Here is an 18,338-nt window from a genome sequence, read left to right as displayed (position 1 = left end):
GTCAGCCGACCTCCTGTTGTTGTTTTAAATCTTGTAAAATGGCGATCACATCATGGAATGTAGCAAAGGTTCGGTGCGGCAACTGCAGCTCCTCTGCCTTTTGCGCGAGAAACGAACGGGCAATGACGTAGTCAGCGATTTTTGCCCCTGCCAGATCGGTAATCGAATCGCCGATGACGACGCGGAAGTACTCAGCCGAATCGTAACGACGAATGATGGTCGTTTTGCACATTCCACATCCATTGGTGCAGTGATCGTCGCAGGAGTGAGGCCAGGTGATCATGATCTTTTCGCTTGAAAAATCACTGCCGTTGCAATAGATAGGGACGTCCTTCAGATCGAATGGAGAGAGGATCGGTTCCACGAAAAAGTCGATGCCTCCGCTCGTGACCAGCCATTCAACGCCTTCCTCTCGGCAAAAGCGGACGAAATCGGCAAAGCCCGGGCGAATCGTCGCTTCATTCACAATGTAGTGGACGATCTCATCGCGCAAGGAGGAGGGGAGGAGCTGGAACAACTTGCCTACCCCTTCCTGCACGCTCATTTTTTGCGAAAGGATCTGTTCGGTCAACGCTTCCCACTCAGGTGGGGCGAACTTGCGGACAATCGCCACGATATTGTCTTTCTCCGTAATGGTTCCGTCAAAATCGCAGAATAGCACGAGCTTCTTGCTCATCGTCCGCCACCCCACTTCTCGAGCGCGATCGCGAGCTCAGGTGATTCAGTAGCAGCCTCTTGCAAGGTTTTGCCTGCTGTCATCGCTTGAATCGCGGCGACAAAAGCCTGAGCACCTGCAGTAGCACCTCCCGGATGACCGTGGATGCCGCCTCCTGCATTGACGATTTGATCCAGTCCAAAGTCAGCAAACAGCTGTGGCACGAGACCTGGATGAATACCTGCGGAAGGGACCGGGAAGGAGCGACGAACACCATCCAGAGGTGCTGTCAGGTTTTTAGCCAGTTGAAGCGCTTCGTTTTTGTCCAACGCTACGTTTCCGTACGGAGATGGGAACAAGACGAGGTCTGCACCTGCGATCCGCATCAATTTACCGAGCAACAGCGGAGTGGCAATTCCGTAATCAGGCGAAGGATAGTAGGCACCAGCCAGAGCTGGGTGAGCCATAATCGGAACGTGTACATCTGGATCAGCAGCCAGACGGTGCAGGGCATCAAAGCCAAACGCCAGTACATTGAACAAAAGGCAATCGGCACCAGCTTCAACAGCGCGTTTAGCTTTTTCGTTTAATTCGTTCACAGGACCAGTCAAGTTGGCCGCATAGAGGACAGGCTTGCCGATCTCTTCTTCGGTCTCAATTGCGATCTGTTTGAACGCCTTGATTCGTTCCAGGAAGGGAGCGCGTTCATCCGCAAAGAAAATTTCGTCATCTTTGACCAGGTCAACGCCACCTAATGCCTGAGCGCGAAATTGTGTTTTCAAATCATCAAACGGCAGGCCGAGGCAAGATTTGAAAATACTCATCAAGAGCGGGCGATTCTGCGCATCGAGGCGTCCGCGCAGTCCTTCAATGCCATATTTCGGTCCAGGGAACGTTCCGAGGAACGAATCCGGAAAGTCGATGTCGATCAGCTTGATTTTTCCATCCATGGAGAGCTTGCCAAAAATACCAGTCAAGAGTGATGGAATATCGTTGGTGAAGTTGCGGGTCGGATAGCTGACGGTGATCAGACCACGTGTTTCCCCGTTTTCCAACGTTTCGAGCGGAGTAGCACTGACGGCTTCGCCCAAATACGGTTTCAATTCCGCTTGTTTGGCAGCCGGCAATTCCGTCCAGGAACCGACAGTCATACCAACAGCGATAGATTCCGCTTTTTTGTTTAAGTCTTTGGCTTGTGTCAAATAGGTGACGAGGATACGGTGCTCACTCATTGCTAGGACTCATCCTCCTTTGGTGTGTCAGAATTAGAAAACTTGGCTGCGCCAAGCCTTTTGGCGGAGCCTTAGTACCCAGAGGGCACAAGTCTCGCTTTCTCACTATGCTGCACTTATACTTTCGTCTTATATCGCGATAGCGAACATGATCTTTCCGAAAGTAAAAATAAAAGAGCCTCCCCATCGATCAGGGAGGCGGTTGTCGACTATCATAACGTCTTCGTCTCCTCTCATCTCTCGGGTTAGTAGTCGAGTAATAGGAAAAGCTTCCAGATCTCGACTCTCATCCGTTGGAATTAGCACCGTTTCGCTCTCAGAAAAAGATAGAGTAGCGCCGGTTGCCGGGCATCATAGGGCCAGTCCCTCAGCCAGCTCGCGATAAGAGTTATGTGGTTCACACGGATAAAATGTGTGTGCGATATTTTCATGATAAGACGTTCAGAAGCGGGAGTCAAATTGTTTTTTGCCGAGTTTGCACATAGGAGCAGAGGAAAATGAAGCGGCGAGATGAAACTTTTTCCCGCAAAAAACGTGGTAAGAAACGAAAGGGTGTGGAAGCGTTGGGAAAGTAGGCTTAGAGGACGTGTATCGCCTGCACGTAAACGATATCTACCGCTATCTTTTCCGGCTGACACGGGATGCGCGGCAGGCAGAAGACCTGACGCAGGACACTTTTTTCCGTGCCTTTTCGTCACTGGATGATTTTCGCGGGGAAAAAGTAAGGCCATGGCTTTTCAAGGTGGCGTACCACGCCTTTGTGGATTGGCACCGCAAGCAGGTGAAGAAGCCACTGCAATTCACTGAACAAATGCCGGAACGAATGGATACGCAGGCAATCGACCCTGCAGAGTCACTGGTTCACAAGGAAATGTGGGAATCGGCACAGCTTTTTCTGGAGCGGCTGCCGGTAAAGCAAAAGCAAGTCATTTTGCTGTCGGCCATGCAGTTTGCCTATGCAGAAATTGCCGAGGTGCTCGGGATAGATCTGGCTGATGTAAAGCGCTCGCTGTTTCGTGGGCGGCAAAAGATGCGCAGGATGTGGAGGGAAGAGGTCGATGACGAACAATAGCGATGATAGCCGGGAACAAAAGCTGCTGGCTTATTTGAGAGGAGAACTGGACGAGAGGGAAGCGAAGAAGCTCGAAGACGATGTAGCGGATGACGAGGAGGTTACGGGCCGTCTCGAACGGCTTCTTTTGGGGGAAGGAGACGGGGAATCACAGACGCAGGCAGCACAAACGCTCTCGGATGAAAAACAGCGAGCCATCATTCGTCGTGGAAAGTGGAAGATGCGATTGACCAACTCTGTCTATACATTCGGCATTTTCTTTCTGGTAGGGGCTGTCTTATTGGTAGCAAATGGATGGATCGGCTCATGGATGCACGATGATCTGTTCCGGGTCACCAAAGACATGGTCAATTTCACCCAGCCAGGGGTTAGTACGGGTAGCAGTGGCTCACAAGTCGGAGTGGTGTACGGTCAGATCAACATGGAACTGCGGGAGCAAGTAGGTGCCGAGGAACAGAATATCGGTTTTTTGGAGAGCACCAACTTCTTGTGGAGTGTCCGTGCTGAACCGAAATGGGCAAACGGAATCAGGGAGACAAAGCTGTTTTTCCGCTATCCGACTGATGAGAAGATGACGGAGGAAGAAACGGCTTATCTGCGAACACCTGCCTGGAATACGATGAACAGGTTACCGGAAGGAACGGTGAGCCAGCTAGCCGTTTCGTTTGACCATCCGTTGACGTACGACGATTACCAAAAGCTGATTGCCCGGCATATATTCGCACACAATGCAGAGACTGTATGGTTTGCGATCGATACGGGTGTCGAGCTAAAGGATCATGACCAAGATGGAGGCAATCTCTTGCTGTCCGCCGGGGAAGTGTGGGGATACGCTGAGCGCAATCTGGATTATGGCAATGCTCCGATCCAGGTGAATGGGGAAGGGGATCGACGGACGGCAACATTTTTGGCGGAGATGAAGTATCTCACCGAGCATGATCGGTTGACCCGTGACATCGGCCGGATCCTGGTTTCGCATCAGGATCCGAAAGTTGCAGAACGTTACGCGTATTTGCAGGAAAAAGGGGTCCGTATCTACGGTGCTGTCCTCACAGGACCGACCAAGGAATTGCTCAAACTGCAAGCTGAGAAATCGATCGCAGCGGCCTTCCTCGGCAAAGTAGAATGGTGGAATTGGGACCGTCCTGGGGCTTCAGGGATGCAATATAGCTGGTAACGGGCAGGAGCATATTCAACCGAAAAATGGTGTTGACAGCATCCGAGCGTGGTTGTATGATTCAAACTAAATTAAAAACTGCATACGTTGGATACCTTATCCAGAGAAGGTGGAGGGACTGGCCCGATGATACCCGGCAACCGACATGACGCTTTTCAGACGCTCGAGACGACTGAAGCAAAGGCGACGTGCACGGTGCTAATTCCTGCAGAAACAAAAGTAGTCTGGAAGATAAGGGGGACATAGGCACGTTTCTCTATACGTGACGATAGCGACCTCTTTTCTTCGGGAAAGAGGTCTTTTTGCATGCTTGACCGCAAGGCTGGGAAGCATGACCAGCCCACTGGAAATATACAAAAAAATGGAGTAGAGGGGAGAAATAGAATCATGGCATATCGCGCATTGAGTGAACAGGAGGCAGTAGAGTACGTAAAGGCATTGCCGGGTCTGTTTACCGAGGGAGCAACTCTTAGCAGCAAGGAAATCGGCGACGGTAACCTCAATCTGGTGTTTGACATTCGCGAAGACGCTACAGGCAAAAGCGTTATCGTAAAGCAAGCTTTGCCGTACGCACGGGTGGTAGGGGAATCCTGGCCGCTTACAGTAGATCGCGCTCGCATCGAGAGTGAAGCACTCCGCATTCAGCACAAATACGTACCGGACCTGGTGCCTGAAGTGTACCACTTTGATCAAGAGCTGGCGCTGACGGTGATGGAGCACGTAGGGGATCACATCATCATGCGCAAAGGTTTGATCGAAGGCAACCGCTACCCGTTGTTCGCCAAGCAGATCGGCAAGTTTCTCGCTCATACTCTGTTCTACACATCTGATCTGGGCGCAAATCCGTACGATAAAAAAGCGCTTGTCGGAACATTCTTGAATCCGGAATTGTGCAAAATTACGGAAGATCTGGTGTTTACTGATCCTTATGAAAATGCGCCAACGAATGACTTCAATCCGCTGATCAGCAAAGAAGTAGAAGCGATCTGGAACAACAAGCCGCTCAAGCTGGAAATCGCCAAGCTGAAATTCGATTTCCTCACTCGCGCAGAGGCTTTGTTGCACGGCGACCTACACACCGGCAGTATTTTCATCACAGAGACCAGCATGAAAGCGATCGATCCTGAGTTTGCTTACTATGGTCCGATCGGTTTTGACATCGGAGCGGTCATTGCTAATCTGCTGCTCAACTACGCTGGACAGCACGGTTTGCAAAAAGACCAAGGAGATCGGGAGTCGTACCGCGAATACTTGCTTACGACGGTGGAAGATGTCTGGAATGAGTTCGTCTCCCAGTTTGTCCAGCTCTGGCATAAGCAGGCAAAAGAGCGCAGCGCCCATGTCGAGGGCTTGTGGCAAAGCTATGTGAAGCGCCTGATTCAGGATGCTGCTGGTTTTGCTGGCTGCAAAATCTTGCGTCGTGTCATCGGCTTGGCAGGTGTGGCTGACTTGAACAGCATTGAAGACGTAGAAACGCGTGCAGATGCAGAGCGTCTGGCTCTGGCGATCGGGGAAGCATTGATCCTCGGCCGCGGCGACGTGGAGGAATCTACGGATATTACGGACCTGGTCCGCACCGTGACAGCACGATTTTATCAGGAGGCAACGACCGTATGACAACTAGTACCCAACTCGCGCCAGTCAAGTGGGAGAATGATGCACTCGTCCTGCTTGATCAGACGCGCTTGCCAGTAGAAACTGTTTATTTGACTCTGACGACTCCAGAAGAAGTATGGGGAGCGATCCGCCATTTGCAAGTACGGGGTGCTCCCGCCATCGGGATGTCCGCGGCATATGGCTTGTACCTCGGGGTTCGTAACAGCGAAGTGACTTCCTATGAGGCGTTTTGGAACGAACTGCTAGTCAAAGCAGAATATTTGGGTACGTCCCGCCCAACGGCAGTAAACCTCTTCTGGGCACTCGATCGGATCAAAGCACGTGTACAAAAAGAAGGAGACAAGGCGGTAGCTGAATTGAAAGCGGCTGTTCTCGACGAAGCGCTGGCAATCCAGAAAGAAGATGCTGAGGTGTGCCGAACGATCGGCGAGCATCTGTTGACTCTGCTGCACGATGGCATGGGTGTACTGACTCACTGCAATCCGGGAGCATTGGCTACAGCAGCTTACGGAACGGCTACAGCTCCATTCTACCTCGCAAAAGAGCGCGGCTGGAACATAAAAGTATTTGCCGACGAAACGCGTCCGGTGCTTCAAGGCGCTCGTCTTACTGCATTCGAGCTGCAACAAGCAGGTATCGACGTCACGCTGATCTGTGACAACATGGCAGCGATGGTGATGTCCCAAGGGAAGGTAGAGGCAGTCATCGTCGGAACCGACCGCGTAGCGGCAAACGGAGACGTGGCCAACAAGATCGGGACCTATGGCGTAGCCGTTTTGGCAAAAGCACACGGCATTCCATTCTACGTAGCAGCTCCGCTCTCTTCGGTGGATTTGGAGACAGCAACCGGTGCGGAAATTCCTATTGAGGAGCGTCCAGCCGAAGAAATCACCCACGGCTTGGGCAAACAAGTAGCGCCAGATGGTATCAAAGTGTACAACCCGGCGTTCGATGTAACACCTGCCCAATACATCACAGCGATTGTGACGGAGACCGGTATTTTCAAACCAGAAGAAATCCGCAACAGCAAACAATCATAAGTAAGATGCACCTACTTCCATTCAGGAGGTAGGTGTTTTTTTTCGTCTGGAAAAGCATGTAACAGGAAGATGTTGACAATAAATAGGAATGTATTATAGTAGTATCAACAATCAATTCCGATTATTTAGATAAGGATAATCAGTATAATATTTTGGATCGATAGACGAACTTATGGAGGAACAGGGAATGAGACGATTATGGCAACCTGCGGTGGCGATGCTGCTTTCTTTATCCGTAGTGATCAGTGGCTGCTCTTCTTCTGGTTCGGGGGTAACGACAAAGCCCGCTGAATCAAGGGCAGAAGAAAGCAAAGGGAACGAGAAGATGGTCAGAATCGGTGTGTTTAATGCGCCTCTGTCCTTCAATCCGTTGATCAGCTCAAGGGACTTGTCTTCGGCAGAAACGAGCACGTTGATCTTTGAACCGTTGATCAATCGAATCAAGCCCTTGGAATTTTTACCACAGCTCGCAGAGTCCTTTGAAACGCAGGATAAACAGACGTACACGATCAAGCTGAATCCGAAAGCCAAATGGACAGACGGGACTCCTGTCACGACGGAGGATGTGGCGTTTACCTTGCAGTTGATTGCCAATCCGAAGGTAGAATCTACGTTAGGTTCGTCGATCGCCTTTTTGGAAGGAGTGGGTCCAGATGGCAGGCTTCCCGAAGGACAAACGGATATACAGGGCCTAAAGGTCATCGATACCCAAACCTTTGAGCTCCGAGCGAAGAGCCCGACAGATCCAAACATGATCAAGGAGCAGTTCGGTATGAAATTCAAGCCGTTGCCCAAGCACGTATTCAAAGATGTGAAGCCAGAGGATCTGGCAAAGCATCCTTTCATGCAAAAGCCAAACGTGACGAATGGTGCATTTACCTTTGTGAAATACGAAAAAGACCAGTACGTGGAGTTTGCTGCCAATAAAGAGTACTACCGTGGCGCACCGAAGCTGGATAAAATCTTCGTGAAAATCATGCCGAGTACCAATCTGGTAGCCCAGCTGCAGAGCGGGGAAATCGATATGAACTACGGTCTAGGCATCGGTAATCTCCCCGATCAGGACTACGACTTGATTCGGAAAAACGAGAGCTTGCGGACAAAGTTGGAGCCGCAGATAGGGATTCAAGCGATGATGTTGAATACCGTTACCATAAACGATGTGAGAGTTCGTCAGGCTATCGCACATGCCGTTAATCGTCAGCTAATCGTTGATAACTTAATGAAAGGCGATGCTGAAATTTTTGATGGTCTGTACCCGTCCCTCAGTGCGTATCAAAATAAGAGCCTTTCGCCTATTGCGTTTGATCCTGAAAAAGCAAAGAGCTTGTTGCAAGAGGCAGGGTGGGATAGCAACAGGGAGCTCGATTTCATCGTACCGACGGGAAATCAGATTCGGGAGCAATCCGCACAAATCATCGCAGAAAATTTAATAACCGTCGGCATCAAAGCTAAAATTACCAAATTCGATTTCGCGACGGTCAGCCAAAAGCTACGCAAACATGAGTTCGATCTGGCATTGAGCGGTTTGTACATGAACATTGACCCGGACTCGTCTGCGTACTATCACAGCGAGGGTCTTAGCAATTCATCCGCATACTCCAACCCGAAGGTAGACGAACTGCTTGAACAAGGAAAAGCGGAGGCGGACGAGAAACGCAGAAAAGACATTTATGATCAGGTCCAAGCGCAGGTACAAAAGGATCTGCCATTACTAACACTGTATTACAATCCGGCATTGGTAGCTGTAAACAAGCGCGTCTTGAAAGGAGAACCGCGACTTTTCGGGACCACCTATGATGTACAGGAGTGGGATGTTAACCAATAAACCAAAAGGGGTAGAGGCAAATGACAGCGACTGCAAAGAAACAAATGAGTGTACGCGCACAGTGGCAAGGCAAGCTCCAATTCCAGGCTGAGGGACCGAGCGGATATCCCGTCTTGATGGATTCAAGCGTGGCATTAGGGGGAGAGGGTGCGGGCAATAGCCCATTGGAGCTGATCTTGGTCGGCCTGGTTGGCTGCATGGGGATCGGCGTAACCAAACTGCTGGAAAAGATGAGACAGTCGCCGGAAGGAATTGAGATCGTCGCAGACGGGATTCGCGATGAGGCTGTTCCACATGCCATCTCAGAAATTCACCTGACTTTTCATGTGAGTGGGGGGGTAGCCTCTTCCCGCATCTGGCAGGCAGTCAAGCTGGAAAGTGAGCAATATTGTCCGGTCGCAGCTTCCTTGAGAGCCACCATTGTCCCCCATGTATTCATCAACGGAAGTGAAGTTCCGGAGCCTCAAGGGAGCGAAGAACAAGAAGCGTAAGAAGCTGACCTCTTTGTCAGCTTTTTCTTTTATTTGGTGTCTAATGAATATTCGCACGATCTTGCCAAACCAATTCCCCTGTTCCATAATCGAGCGTAAGAACGAAGATGATGGAACCGAAAAATTACAGAGAGAAGCCATGGAGGGGTAGCTCGTGAGACGGATACTGATGACGGAAAATTCTTTCCTCAAACAATTGGAGCCAGGTGATGCAGGGGAAATGTATTGGCTGACAGATTCGAATCGCTCCTATTTAAAGGAATGGCTGCCTTGGCTGGACTATACGAGACAGGTTGAGGATACAGCGCAGTTCATCAACATGACGATCAATCAGCACAACAACAATCAAGGTACGCACTACGGCATCTGGTACAACGGGCGTTTGGCAGGGACTTTGGGCGTTCACAATATTGACTGGATCAACAAGAAGACATCCATCGGGTACTGGCTAGGGGCTCAATTCCAAGGCAAGGGATTAATGACAGCGGCAGTGGCTACCTATGTCGATCGGCTAATTTTCGGTTCGTGGGATTTGGAAAAAGTGACGATCCAAGCGGCGACCGAAAACTACAAGAGCAGATCGATACCTGAGCGACTCGGGTTCCAACAGGAGGGCATTCTACGGAGAAACGAATTTCTGTACGATCACTTTGTCGACCACGCAGTCTACAGCCTTCTTCGCTCAGAATGGGAAGAGGCGCGGAACAGTAAAAAACGGTAGATTGACAAGGAAAATTCAGTAAATTACGATGGAGAAAGTGAAAAGGGGGTTGCTTGAGCAGCCCCCTTTTTTGGTGAAATGGTTTAGCGAGAAGAGGTGAATGGTTTGCACACATTACGGCAATTGTCCTGGTTTTTCAAAGCTCATTGGAAGCGATATTCGATCGGCATTACCTTTTTGTTCCTCATCGATGTCCTTGTATTATGGCCGCCGCGTCTGATTGGAGATATAGTCGATTCCATCCGCAACAGTTCGTTGACGACAGCGGAGCTGATGAAAACCGTCCTGATTTTACTATCACTTGGCCTGGTCTTGTACGGCATGCGATATATGTGGCGTTACCTCTTGAATGGAGGAGCGTTGATTTTGGAGAAAACGTTGCGGGAGCGGCTTTTTTCCCACCTGACTCGCATGTCGCCTTCCTTTTATCATCGCAAGCGCAGCGGAGATCTGATGGCTGTGGCTACCAACGATATACCTGCCATTGAACAAACGGCGAGCACGGGTGTGCTGACACTGGTGGATGCCTTGTTCATGACGCTGCTGACCTTGATCGTCATGCTGACGTCAATCGACTGGAAGCTGACACTGGCCGCCTTGATTCCCATGCCTTTTTTGGCTTGGTCGACGGCGTATTATGGAAGGCTGCTGCATGAGCGCTTTTACTTGGCGCAGGAAGCATTCGGTGAAATGAACGACCATGTCCAGCAATCCGTTTCAGGGGTTCGGGTACTGCGTGCTTTTGTTCAGGAAAAAGCGGATGTGGAGGCTTATCGACGCGTGAGTGAAAAGACGCTCGAACGAAACGTGAGTGTGTCTCGTATCGACGCCTTGTTTGAGCCGACGATTGCCATTATTATCGGCTTCAGCTTTTTGATCGGATTGGGATATGGGACGTATCTCGTCTTTACGAGCGTCATTTCTTTGGGGGAATTGGTTGCGTTTAACCTTTATCTGGGGCTGTTGATCTGGCCGATGTTCGCATTTGGGTGGCTGGTCAACGTATTGCAGCGCGGTGGAGCTTCGCATAAACGCCTCTCGGAACTGTTAGTAGAGGAGCCGGATGTAGCAGAACAGGAGCATCCCGTGTCTGCCGTCGCTTCCAATACGGTAGAAGCTCGTCATTTTACTTTTACTTATCCAGGCACAGAAAAGCCTGCCTTGCGTGATATCACCTTTACGCTGGGAGAGGGCGAAACGCTGGGAATCGTTGGGCGCACAGGGAGTGGAAAGTCGACCCTTTGCCGTTCCTTGCTTCATCAATACCAAATGAATGAAAGCTCGCTATTCGTCGGTGGTGTACCGATCGAATCGCTGTCGCTCTTTGCTTTGCGCGAAAAGATCGGCTACGTCCCTCAGGAGCATCTGCTCTTCTCACGGAGCATCGAGGCCAATGTGACATTCGGGAAACCGGGAGCTTCTGCAGAGGAAGTGCTGCATGCCTTGGAGCTGGCTGAAATGGGAAGTGACCTTTTACAGTTCAGAGAAGGCGTGCAAACCATGGTAGGGGAGAAAGGTGTCACACTCTCCGGAGGACAAAAGCAACGTATTTCCATCGCCCGTGCCTTGTTGATGGATGCAGATATTTTGATTTTGGACGATTCTCTGTCTGCTGTAGATGCTCGAACCGAGGAAAGCATCGTGCGCCACTTACGAAAGGAGAGAACGGGTAAAACGACGATTATTACGGCGCATCGATTGTCTGCCGTGCAGCATGCCCAACTGATACTCGTATTAGATGAGGGACAGATTGTGGAACGTGGCACACATGATGAGCTGATGCGACAAAATGGCTGGTATGCCGAACAGTTCAGGCGTCAGCAGATGGAGCAGGATGTCGCTGGTTAGGGACAGGAAGGAGAGCGTTTCATGAGCGGGCAAAACGTATGGAAACGTCTGACCAATTACGCCAGACCGTTCCAGAAACAGATAGTGGGAGCGCTGATTTTGCTCTTGCTCGGTACGAGTGCAGAGCTGGCGGGACCGTTCTTGGCGAAGGTGATGATCGACAATCACATTCTCGCGATTCAAAAGCCATGGTTTGAATATAATGAGCGACCACAGGCGGTAGCGAATTCGGCCGTGGAGTTGAACGGAAAGTTTTATGTTCGTCAGGATGTGCTCGAAGAAGCAGGTGTAGCTCCGCAGAGCACCGAGGCCAAACAGGTGAGCATTCTGGCGGAAGGAACGACGTATTATCTCGTAAATGGGAACGTCAATCAAAACGAGGAAAAACGGATTACACCACTACCCCTTGAGAATGGCCGTGAGCGGGTAGAAGTGGTCACAGGTAAGGGAGCGGAAAGTACTGCAACTAATCCGGGGTTGACAGGTATACGCCTGACCGCTGTAGAAGTAAAAGCGATGTATCAAGGCGAAATCCTGCCGATTATCTGGTTGTCCGTTGGTTACGCGGTGCTGATCTTGCTGTCCGCCGGCTTTAACTACGTTCAAATTCTGTGGCTGCAGACGATCGCACAGCGAATCATTCAGCAGATGCGGATGAAGCTGTTCATTCATTTGCAAAAGCTTCCCGTCTCATTCTTTGACAAAACGCCAGTTGGCTCACTCGTCTCTCGGGTTAGTAATGATACGGAAGCGATACGCGAGCTGTATGTCAGTGTGCTGGCGACGTTTGTGCAAAACGGCATATACTTGATTGGGATTCTCATTGCATTGTATATCCTCCAACCTGAGCTGGCATTGATCTGCTTTTTGACGGTTCCTGTGCTGGTGGTGCTCGTTGTGGTCTATCAAAAGTACAGCTCACGCTACTACGCCATCATTCGTTCCCGCTTGAGCGACATGAATGCGACGATTAACGAGATGATCCAGAATATGGCGATTGTTCAAGCGTTTCGTCGTGAAAAAGGGGTTCAGGAAGAGTTTGCGCAGGTGAACGAGGAATACTTCAGGGTCAAGCTGAAGGAAAACAATCTGGAATCGCTCTTGCTGAGACCGGCTGTAGACTTGATCTGGAAAGTGGTGTTGACCTTCATCGTCTGGTACTACGGCTCCACTTCTTTTCACAGCGCCATATCCTTTGGTGCGTTGTTTGCCTTTGTCGACTATATGGGTCGTTTCTTTGAGCCAATCAATATGATCATGAATCGACTTTCGCAGCTCCAGCAGGCTACGATTTCGGCAAAGCGCGTGTTTGACATCCTCGATACCGATCAGGAAGCGCCAAAAGGTATCACAGATCAGGAGATCGAGCGGCCACAGGGAGAAGTGGTCTTCGAAAATGTTTCGTTTGCCTATACGGGCGATGAGTATGTGTTGAAAAATGTCTCGTTCACGGCGAAGCCAGGTCAGACGATCGCTTTGGTCGGGCATACGGGGTCTGGGAAAAGCTCCTTGATGAACCTGCTGCTCGGATTTTATCCGGTGACCGATGGAAAAATCCTGATCGACGGGACGGACATGAACAGCATCGATACACAGGCACTGCGTCGCCATGTGGGATTGGTCCTGCAAGATCCGTTTTTGTTTACGGGCAGCATCGGCTTCAATATCCGTATGTACAATGAAAGCGTCACAGACGATGTCGTTCGACGTGCGGCAGAGGCGGTACGCGCAGATGAATTCATCCGACAGCTTCCTGGTGGATATGAGGAGCCAGTTGTGGAACGGGGCATGACCTTGTCGGCTGGTCAACGCCAACTGATTTCGTTTGCACGGGCCTTGGCAGCAAATCCGGCTATTCTCATCCTGGATGAGGCAACCGCGAGTATCGATAGCGAGACCGAGTCGGCGATTCAGGAAGCCTTGCATGTCTTGTCTCGCGGACGCACGACCTTTATCATTGCCCATCGTTTGTCGACCATCCAGCACGCTGATCAAATACTGGTGTTGTCCCGTGGGGAAGTCGTGGAACGGGGAACCCATGAGGAATTGATGGAACAGGATGGGTTGTATCAAAAAATGTACCAACTCCAGCAGGGAAATGTATCCGTTACAATAAACGGGTAGAGATGTTGGAACGAAAATAGGGAGAAAGGAGATCAACACCGATGGCAGCCTCGCGTTACACCTTTTGGGTGTTGATTTTAGTAGTAGCAATCGCCGGACTTAGCCAGGGGCTGAGCATCCCTCTATTGGCGGTTTTGCTTGAAAAACAAGGCGTCTCCTCGATGACGAACGGACTGAATGCAGCCGCGTTGTACATCGGCATGGTGCTGATCTCGCCGTTTCTCGAAATTCCGCTCAGGAGATTTGGCTATCGCACGACCATTATTTTTGGGCTGATGCTTGTGACTGCAGCGACTGCGTTGATTCCCATGTTTTCACATTTGGCCGTCTGGTTTGTTCTGCGGCTTTTGATGGGAATTGGCGATTCGGGTCTGCATTATTCCAGTCAGATGTGGGTGACCAAGATTGCAGCACCGCAAAATCGCGGGCGAGATCTTTCCATCTATGGGCTGGCCTATGGCGTGGGCTTTAGTGCAGGACCTCTGGGCTTGAACCTGCTGCCATTCGGATTGTGGGTGCCATTTGGAACGCTGATTGTCTTGTATGCCGTCGCTTTTGTTTTGCTCGGTCGCATGAAAAATGAGTTCCCGGATGCAATCGTTCAGACGGAAAAGAAGCAAAACAAATATGCTGTCGTGCTACGCCTTGGTTGGTTGGCACTGATTCCATCGTTTTTGTACGGGTTCATGGAGACTTCGTTAAACGGGAGCTTTCCGGTCTACGCTTTACGTACAGGACTTTCGATTGAATGGGTTTCCGTTATCTTGCCATCCTTTGTGGTTGGGAGCATCATTCTGCAAATGCCACTTGGCTCGTTGAGCGACAAGATTGGACGCAAGCAGGTCATGACAGCTTGTGCCTTGATCGGAGGCATTGCCTTTTTCCTCTTCCCTCTCTCGGGGGAAAACGTCTGGCTGATGATGCTATTGCTCGCCATTGCAGGAGCGGCGGTTGGCTCGTTTTATTCACTGGGGCTTGCGTTTGCCGCAGATATTTTGCCTGCTTCGATGGTACCGACTGCCGGGATCATCGCGGGTATAAATTTTGGAATCGCCAGTATTTTGGCTCCAAACGTAAATGGTGTATTGATGGAAGTTTGGGAGCCATGGACCATTTTCTGGCTCATGGGTGCGTTCCTGCTCGTTTTTGCCGCTGCTTGTCTAGCTGCCCGACGTGGAACTCCGCACTCCGAGCATGTCCCGGTACCGATGCAAAAGCAAGGCTAATCGTAACAACCTATAGCAGGTGTCTGTCTCGGCAACGGGAAGGCACCTTTTTCCTTTCCAGAAAATAAAAAAATAGCAATAAAAAAAGGAAGAAAGAATAAACGGGCGCAGGGGAGGGAAGCGTAAATATAGTAAGGTAAGATACGCTTGGAAGGGGTTGACCCGATGCTTACTCCGTGTATTTTCAAGCGGGGAATCGTCTGGATCTTGTTTTTCGTGATCAGTCTGGTGATTATTCCGTTCTTTTCCGATGACAGCCCGACGCCGCCCGCTCCTGCTGCCTCTAAAGTAACGGTGCAATAGAACAAGAAAAGAAGGTTGAAAAAGACTCTCCTCATAAAAGGAGAGTCTTTTTTAGTAATCCACGATTATTTAGATTTGGCTACAAAATTTTGCGTGTAGAACGGACGGCCATCCTTGTACGAGATGCCTACGCCGATCTGCTTGAAGTTAGGATTGAGCAGATTTTGGCGGTGGCCGGCAGAGTTCATCCAGCCCATGTGGACTTCAATTCCGTCCAGCTGGCCGTAGGCAATGTTCTCACCTGCGTAACCAAACAGGATACCGGCGTGCTGCAAACGATCAAATGGGCTGCCTGTCGTCGGAGACACATGGTTGAAATAGTTGTTTAAGGCCATATCCTGACTGTGTGCACGAGCGACTGCAGCCACTTGATTATCCCAGGTGAGTACAGGGAGATTGGCACGGGTACGGGCGACGTTGAGCAAGTCAAAATTCTCTTTTTCGTAAGCGAGTGCAGCTTGCTTGATCTGCGCGTCTGTCAATACTGGCTTGGCAGGCAGCTTGCTATAAGAGATCGGATACATCAATCCGATAGCAATGGTAGAGAAATGGTCCGGGGTAGAAATGCGTACACCCGCGACTTTATTGCCCCCCAGCTGGTCGATGGAAAACGTTACCGTCTGATTGTTCAGCAAATACGTAGGATGGTTGATCGTGTTGTTATTAATCTTAAAAGTGGACGTGATTCCAAGTGTGCTTTGTGGAGCACCCCACGCTTTTTGTAGGGCGGCAGTAGTAGCTCCGAAGCCAATTCCTTTGAGATTAAACTTGGCCCCATTCGTAAACAAGGTGACCACTTTGGCATTTTGAATCCCGACTTGTATGTAATTGGTGAGGTCTTTATTGTAAATCCACCATTCGACTCCGGTTGTGCTCGGGTCTTTGCGTGCGGGCTTGCCCAATACTTGCTCGACCTGAGAGGTGCTCATCCCCAATTGGATACCGTACACCGAGATGGCGCTGGTAGCTGCAGCCTGCTTGGTTGTGACAAGGGAAGCTGTCGCTGCATGGGCAGGTAACATATGGCCGAACAGAGCGAATGAAAGGCTCACGGCGAGGATGCTGGATATACTCTTCTTACGCATAAATCTACCTCCTCGATTTGGCATTGCCATGGAGGTAATTGTAGCGGTCATGCAGTTTTCTCACAATAGGGACAAGGCAGTAAATCTATTTCCGACAAAAATAGCCCCCGCCTATCAAGCGGGGTTTTTCGCGAATAATGTCGTGCGACTTTCGTCAGACACGTCGCTCGTAAATGACGTACGTTTTGGCGAGAAGATCGTGCCAGCCTTGTTTGCGCCGATTCCAGCCGACCCACATATACCCGAGGGAGAAAGGGAGGGAGGAGAGGAATTTACCGATGACCTCGCGCAGAAAGACTTGCCCAGCAGTCAAATTTCCTCGGGACTGGCGTGCGTTGATGACACGGATGCCCAAGATCATTTTGCCCAGAGTCTGCCCCGTCCACCAGGTCAGCAAGATGAGGTATAGCAGGTCGAAGACGATCTCGATCAGATCGATGAACGAAAAGAACGCATCTGTTAGGCCCCAAGCCCGACGTAACGGGTTGAAGATCAGCATGTTGATACCGATGAGAAACAGAGAGTCCAGCATCGTGGCGGCCACCCGAATCCAAAAACCGGCGTAGTGATGGACGGGCTGAGTCTCAGGAATCGGTTGCAGCTGTTGAGATGGATTGTGATACGTAACTTCGTCCATGCGGATACCTCCTGCTATTTTTATGGCATGAACTGATACAGCAATTTTGGGGAGCTCTGCCGCTCCAAAACACGTGAGAGTCCCAGTGGATCGGGATTCGACCAGTGCTGCTTCATGCTGAACAACAATTTACTGAGCGAGATCTGATCGGTATAGCGGACGACCAAAGCTTCTGATACCCCGGAGAGGGAGAGGGCATAACGGGTCGCATCGTCCAGATCACCGAATTGATCGATGAGACCAAGACGTTTGGCTTGCTCACCGGAGTAGACTCGTCCATCTGCGATCTCAAGCACTCGTTGACGAGAGAGGTTGCGGCCTTTGACAATCACATCGACAAACTTGTTGTAGCTCTCATTGACGAGCGTCTGAAAGATTTTACGCTCTGGATCTGTCAGTGGGCGTGAAGGACTGCCAATATCTTTAAATCGGCCGCTCTTGATGGCAAACTGATGGACCCCCAATTTATTCGCTGCGTCGCTGTAGTTGAATAGATTGAAGATGACACCGAGACTGCCGGTCAAAGTGTTGGGATTGGCGAAAATAGCGTCGCCGGTAGTAGCCAAATAATATCCACCCGAAGCGGCGGTCGATCCCATGCTTATTACGATGGGGATATGGCGCACTTGCTTGAGGCGTGAGAGTCGGGTATGTAGCTCGTCTGTGGCAACGACTTCCCCACCTGGGCTGTCAATTCGCAGAACCAAAGCTTTGACAGTCGTATCCTCTTCCACGCGCCGTAGCTGCTCCGCGAGAAGCTGACTCATGGATGGTACGCCTGTGGTATTTTGCTCGCCGGAGATGACGCCCGTGACAAAGAGCTGGACGATCTTGCCTGAGCCGGAGCCAGATACGACATTCTCATCCCAGGAGAAGCCTGGATTATCTGCGAGCTCGTCATAAGTTCCGGTAATGAGTTCAACGAAGAGTCCCGCGAAAAAAACTACCAAAACGATAAGTAGTGCGATCCATTTTTTTCGATGCATGAAAACCACCTCATTCTATAGCATGAGCAGGGAGAGGCAGAGTTACGCATGGGACCGGCGATGGAAAAAAAGGGATTGACGAAAAGTGAATATCAAATTAGAATGATTATAAAATTATTTCCTTTGCGCAAAAAAATTCGCCTAGGTAAAGATAGGAATAATCATTATCAATTAGGATGCTGTTGCCTTCGGGCAGCAGCTTCCACTGTTTTTACGGGGGAAATAAGTCTGATTCTCTTTCTCAACTAAGAATGCTTGATAGTAACCAATATCTATAGAAAAAAGGGAGATGGAAA

The 18,338-nt window shown here is 50.3% G+C and carries 16 protein-coding genes and 2 riboswitches; of the genes, 11 read left to right on the top strand and 5 right to left on the bottom strand.

The genetic code is table 11. The features are described 5' to 3' along the window. Nucleotide 1: 1 nt before the first annotated feature. Both AN963_RS14560 and AN963_RS14555 read right to left on the bottom strand, forming a co-directional pair. Complete coding sequence (locus tag AN963_RS14560) at nucleotides 2-676, bottom strand: 2-hydroxy-3-keto-5-methylthiopentenyl-1-phosphate phosphatase (protein WP_055745277.1); 675 nt, start codon at nucleotides 674-676, stop codon at nucleotides 2-4. Next, entirely contained in the window at nucleotides 673-1,887 is a 1,215-nt protein-coding gene (locus tag AN963_RS14555) for a 2,3-diketo-5-methylthiopentyl-1-phosphate enolase (protein ID WP_055745276.1), read from the bottom strand. Before AN963_RS14555 ends, AN963_RS14560 begins: the two co-directional genes overlap by 4 nt. A 230-nt stretch (nucleotides 1,888-2,117) precedes the next feature. Then, nucleotides 2,118-2,275, bottom strand: a riboswitch (SAM riboswitch). A gap of 198 nt (nucleotides 2,276-2,473) precedes the next feature. On the opposite strand from AN963_RS14555, the gene AN963_RS14550 reads away from it, so the two are divergent. The 11 genes from AN963_RS14550 (at nucleotide 2,474) to AN963_RS31515 (ending at nucleotide 15,334) form a co-directional block, all read left to right on the top strand. Further along, nucleotides 2,474-2,959, top strand: coding sequence for a sigma-70 family RNA polymerase sigma factor (locus AN963_RS14550; protein WP_055745275.1), 486 nt, complete (start codon nucleotides 2,474-2,476; stop codon nucleotides 2,957-2,959). Continuing rightward, a complete protein-coding gene (locus AN963_RS14545; RefSeq protein ID WP_055745274.1) occupies nucleotides 2,946-4,136 on the top strand; it encodes an anti-sigma factor in 1,191 nt (396 codons plus the stop codon). Before AN963_RS14550 ends, AN963_RS14545 begins: the two co-directional genes overlap by 14 nt. A 93-nt stretch (nucleotides 4,137-4,229) precedes the next feature. Then, nucleotides 4,230-4,374: riboswitch (SAM riboswitch) on the top strand. Nucleotides 4,375-4,523: 149 nt separating this feature from the next. Beyond that, nucleotides 4,524-5,753 (top strand): S-methyl-5-thioribose kinase, encoded by a 1,230-nt coding sequence (gene mtnK / locus AN963_RS14540; protein ID WP_055746318.1) that lies wholly within the window; start codon nucleotides 4,524-4,526, stop codon nucleotides 5,751-5,753. Further along, the gene (mtnA, locus tag AN963_RS14535; RefSeq protein WP_055745273.1) at nucleotides 5,750-6,793 is read left to right on the top strand and encodes an S-methyl-5-thioribose-1-phosphate isomerase; all 1,044 of its coding nucleotides are present in this window, start codon (nucleotides 5,750-5,752) and stop codon (nucleotides 6,791-6,793) included. Before mtnK ends, mtnA begins: the two co-directional genes overlap by 4 nt. A 187-nt stretch (nucleotides 6,794-6,980) precedes the next feature. Continuing rightward, complete coding sequence (locus AN963_RS14530) at nucleotides 6,981-8,621, top strand: ABC transporter substrate-binding protein (RefSeq protein WP_055745272.1); 1,641 nt, start codon at nucleotides 6,981-6,983, stop codon at nucleotides 8,619-8,621. Nucleotides 8,622-8,641: 20 nt separating this feature from the next. After that, on the top strand, nucleotides 8,642-9,112 hold the full coding sequence (locus AN963_RS14525) for an OsmC family protein (RefSeq protein WP_055745271.1): 471 nt from the start codon (nucleotides 8,642-8,644) through the stop codon (nucleotides 9,110-9,112). A gap of 169 nt (nucleotides 9,113-9,281) precedes the next feature. Beyond that, nucleotides 9,282-9,833: a GNAT family N-acetyltransferase gene (locus tag AN963_RS14520; RefSeq protein ID WP_201783767.1), complete on the top strand. Its 552-nt coding sequence runs from the start codon at nucleotides 9,282-9,284 to the stop codon at nucleotides 9,831-9,833. Nucleotides 9,834-9,938: 105 nt separating this feature from the next. Further along, nucleotides 9,939-11,681: an ABC transporter ATP-binding protein gene (locus AN963_RS14515; RefSeq protein ID WP_055745269.1), complete on the top strand. Its 1,743-nt coding sequence runs from the start codon at nucleotides 9,939-9,941 to the stop codon at nucleotides 11,679-11,681. A 21-nt stretch (nucleotides 11,682-11,702) separates the two neighbouring features. After that, nucleotides 11,703-13,805 (top strand): ABC transporter ATP-binding protein, encoded by a 2,103-nt coding sequence (locus AN963_RS14510; protein ID WP_055745268.1) that lies wholly within the window; start codon nucleotides 11,703-11,705, stop codon nucleotides 13,803-13,805. Nucleotides 13,806-13,846: 41 nt separating this feature from the next. Further along, nucleotides 13,847-15,031, top strand: coding sequence for an MFS transporter (locus tag AN963_RS14505; RefSeq protein WP_055745267.1), 1,185 nt, complete (start codon nucleotides 13,847-13,849; stop codon nucleotides 15,029-15,031). Between the two features lie 165 nt (nucleotides 15,032-15,196). Further along, nucleotides 15,197-15,334: a hypothetical protein gene (locus AN963_RS31515; protein ID WP_169791926.1), complete on the top strand. Its 138-nt coding sequence runs from the start codon at nucleotides 15,197-15,199 to the stop codon at nucleotides 15,332-15,334. A 65-nt stretch (nucleotides 15,335-15,399) separates the two neighbouring features. Here the strand turns inward: AN963_RS31515 and AN963_RS14500 are convergent, their stop codons facing one another. The 3 genes from AN963_RS14500 to sppA form a co-directional block, all read right to left on the bottom strand. Further along, nucleotides 15,400-16,419 carry a CAP domain-containing protein gene (locus tag AN963_RS14500; RefSeq protein WP_055745266.1) on the bottom strand — a complete coding sequence of 340 codons (1,020 nt, stop codon included), beginning with the start codon at nucleotides 16,417-16,419 and terminating at the stop codon, nucleotides 15,400-15,402. A gap of 154 nt (nucleotides 16,420-16,573) precedes the next feature. Next, nucleotides 16,574-17,056, bottom strand: coding sequence for an RDD family protein (locus AN963_RS14495; protein WP_055745265.1), 483 nt, complete (start codon nucleotides 17,054-17,056; stop codon nucleotides 16,574-16,576). 20 nt (nucleotides 17,057-17,076) lie between these two features. After that, on the bottom strand, nucleotides 17,077-18,042 hold the full coding sequence (sppA, locus tag AN963_RS14490) for a signal peptide peptidase SppA (RefSeq protein ID WP_055745264.1): 966 nt from the start codon (nucleotides 18,040-18,042) through the stop codon (nucleotides 17,077-17,079). Between the last annotated feature and the right edge of the window lie 296 nt (nucleotides 18,043-18,338).

It is taken from the genome of Brevibacillus choshinensis, assembly GCF_001420695.1.
In the GTDB taxonomy this organism is placed as follows: domain Bacteria; phylum Bacillota; class Bacilli; order Brevibacillales; family Brevibacillaceae; genus Brevibacillus; species Brevibacillus choshinensis.
This window is presented reverse-complemented; position numbering and strand designations above follow the sequence as displayed.

What these genes read in the sequence shown, in the direction of transcription:
- AN963_RS14505 (WP_055745267.1), top strand. Translation starts at nt 13,847, where the DNA reads ATGGCAGCCTCGCGTTACACCTTTTGGGTGTTGATTTTAGTAGTAGCA.
- AN963_RS14530 (WP_055745272.1), top strand. Translation starts at nt 6,981, where the DNA reads ATGAGACGATTATGGCAACCTGCGGTGGCGATGCTGCTTTCTTTATCC.
- AN963_RS14500 (WP_055745266.1), bottom strand. Translation starts at nt 16,419, where the DNA reads ATGCGTAAGAAGAGTATATCCAGCATCCTCGCCGTGAGCCTTTCATTC.
- AN963_RS14560 (WP_055745277.1), bottom strand. Translation starts at nt 676, where the DNA reads ATGAGCAAGAAGCTCGTGCTATTCTGCGATTTTGACGGAACCATTACG.
- AN963_RS14545 (WP_055745274.1), top strand. Translation starts at nt 2,946, where the DNA reads ATGACGAACAATAGCGATGATAGCCGGGAACAAAAGCTGCTGGCTTAT.
- AN963_RS31515 (WP_169791926.1), top strand. Translation starts at nt 15,197, where the DNA reads ATGCTTACTCCGTGTATTTTCAAGCGGGGAATCGTCTGGATCTTGTTT.
- AN963_RS14495 (WP_055745265.1), bottom strand. Translation starts at nt 17,056, where the DNA reads ATGGACGAAGTTACGTATCACAATCCATCTCAACAGCTGCAACCGATT.
- AN963_RS14510 (WP_055745268.1), top strand. Translation starts at nt 11,703, where the DNA reads ATGAGCGGGCAAAACGTATGGAAACGTCTGACCAATTACGCCAGACCG.
- AN963_RS14520 (WP_201783767.1), top strand. Translation starts at nt 9,282, where the DNA reads ATGACGGAAAATTCTTTCCTCAAACAATTGGAGCCAGGTGATGCAGGG.
- mtnK (WP_055746318.1), top strand. Translation starts at nt 4,524, where the DNA reads ATGGCATATCGCGCATTGAGTGAACAGGAGGCAGTAGAGTACGTAAAG.
- AN963_RS14525 (WP_055745271.1), top strand. Translation starts at nt 8,642, where the DNA reads ATGACAGCGACTGCAAAGAAACAAATGAGTGTACGCGCACAGTGGCAA.
- sppA (WP_055745264.1), bottom strand. Translation starts at nt 18,042, where the DNA reads ATGCATCGAAAAAAATGGATCGCACTACTTATCGTTTTGGTAGTTTTT.
- mtnA (WP_055745273.1), top strand. Translation starts at nt 5,750, where the DNA reads ATGACAACTAGTACCCAACTCGCGCCAGTCAAGTGGGAGAATGATGCA.
- AN963_RS14555 (WP_055745276.1), bottom strand. Translation starts at nt 1,887, where the DNA reads ATGAGTGAGCACCGTATCCTCGTCACCTATTTGACACAAGCCAAAGAC.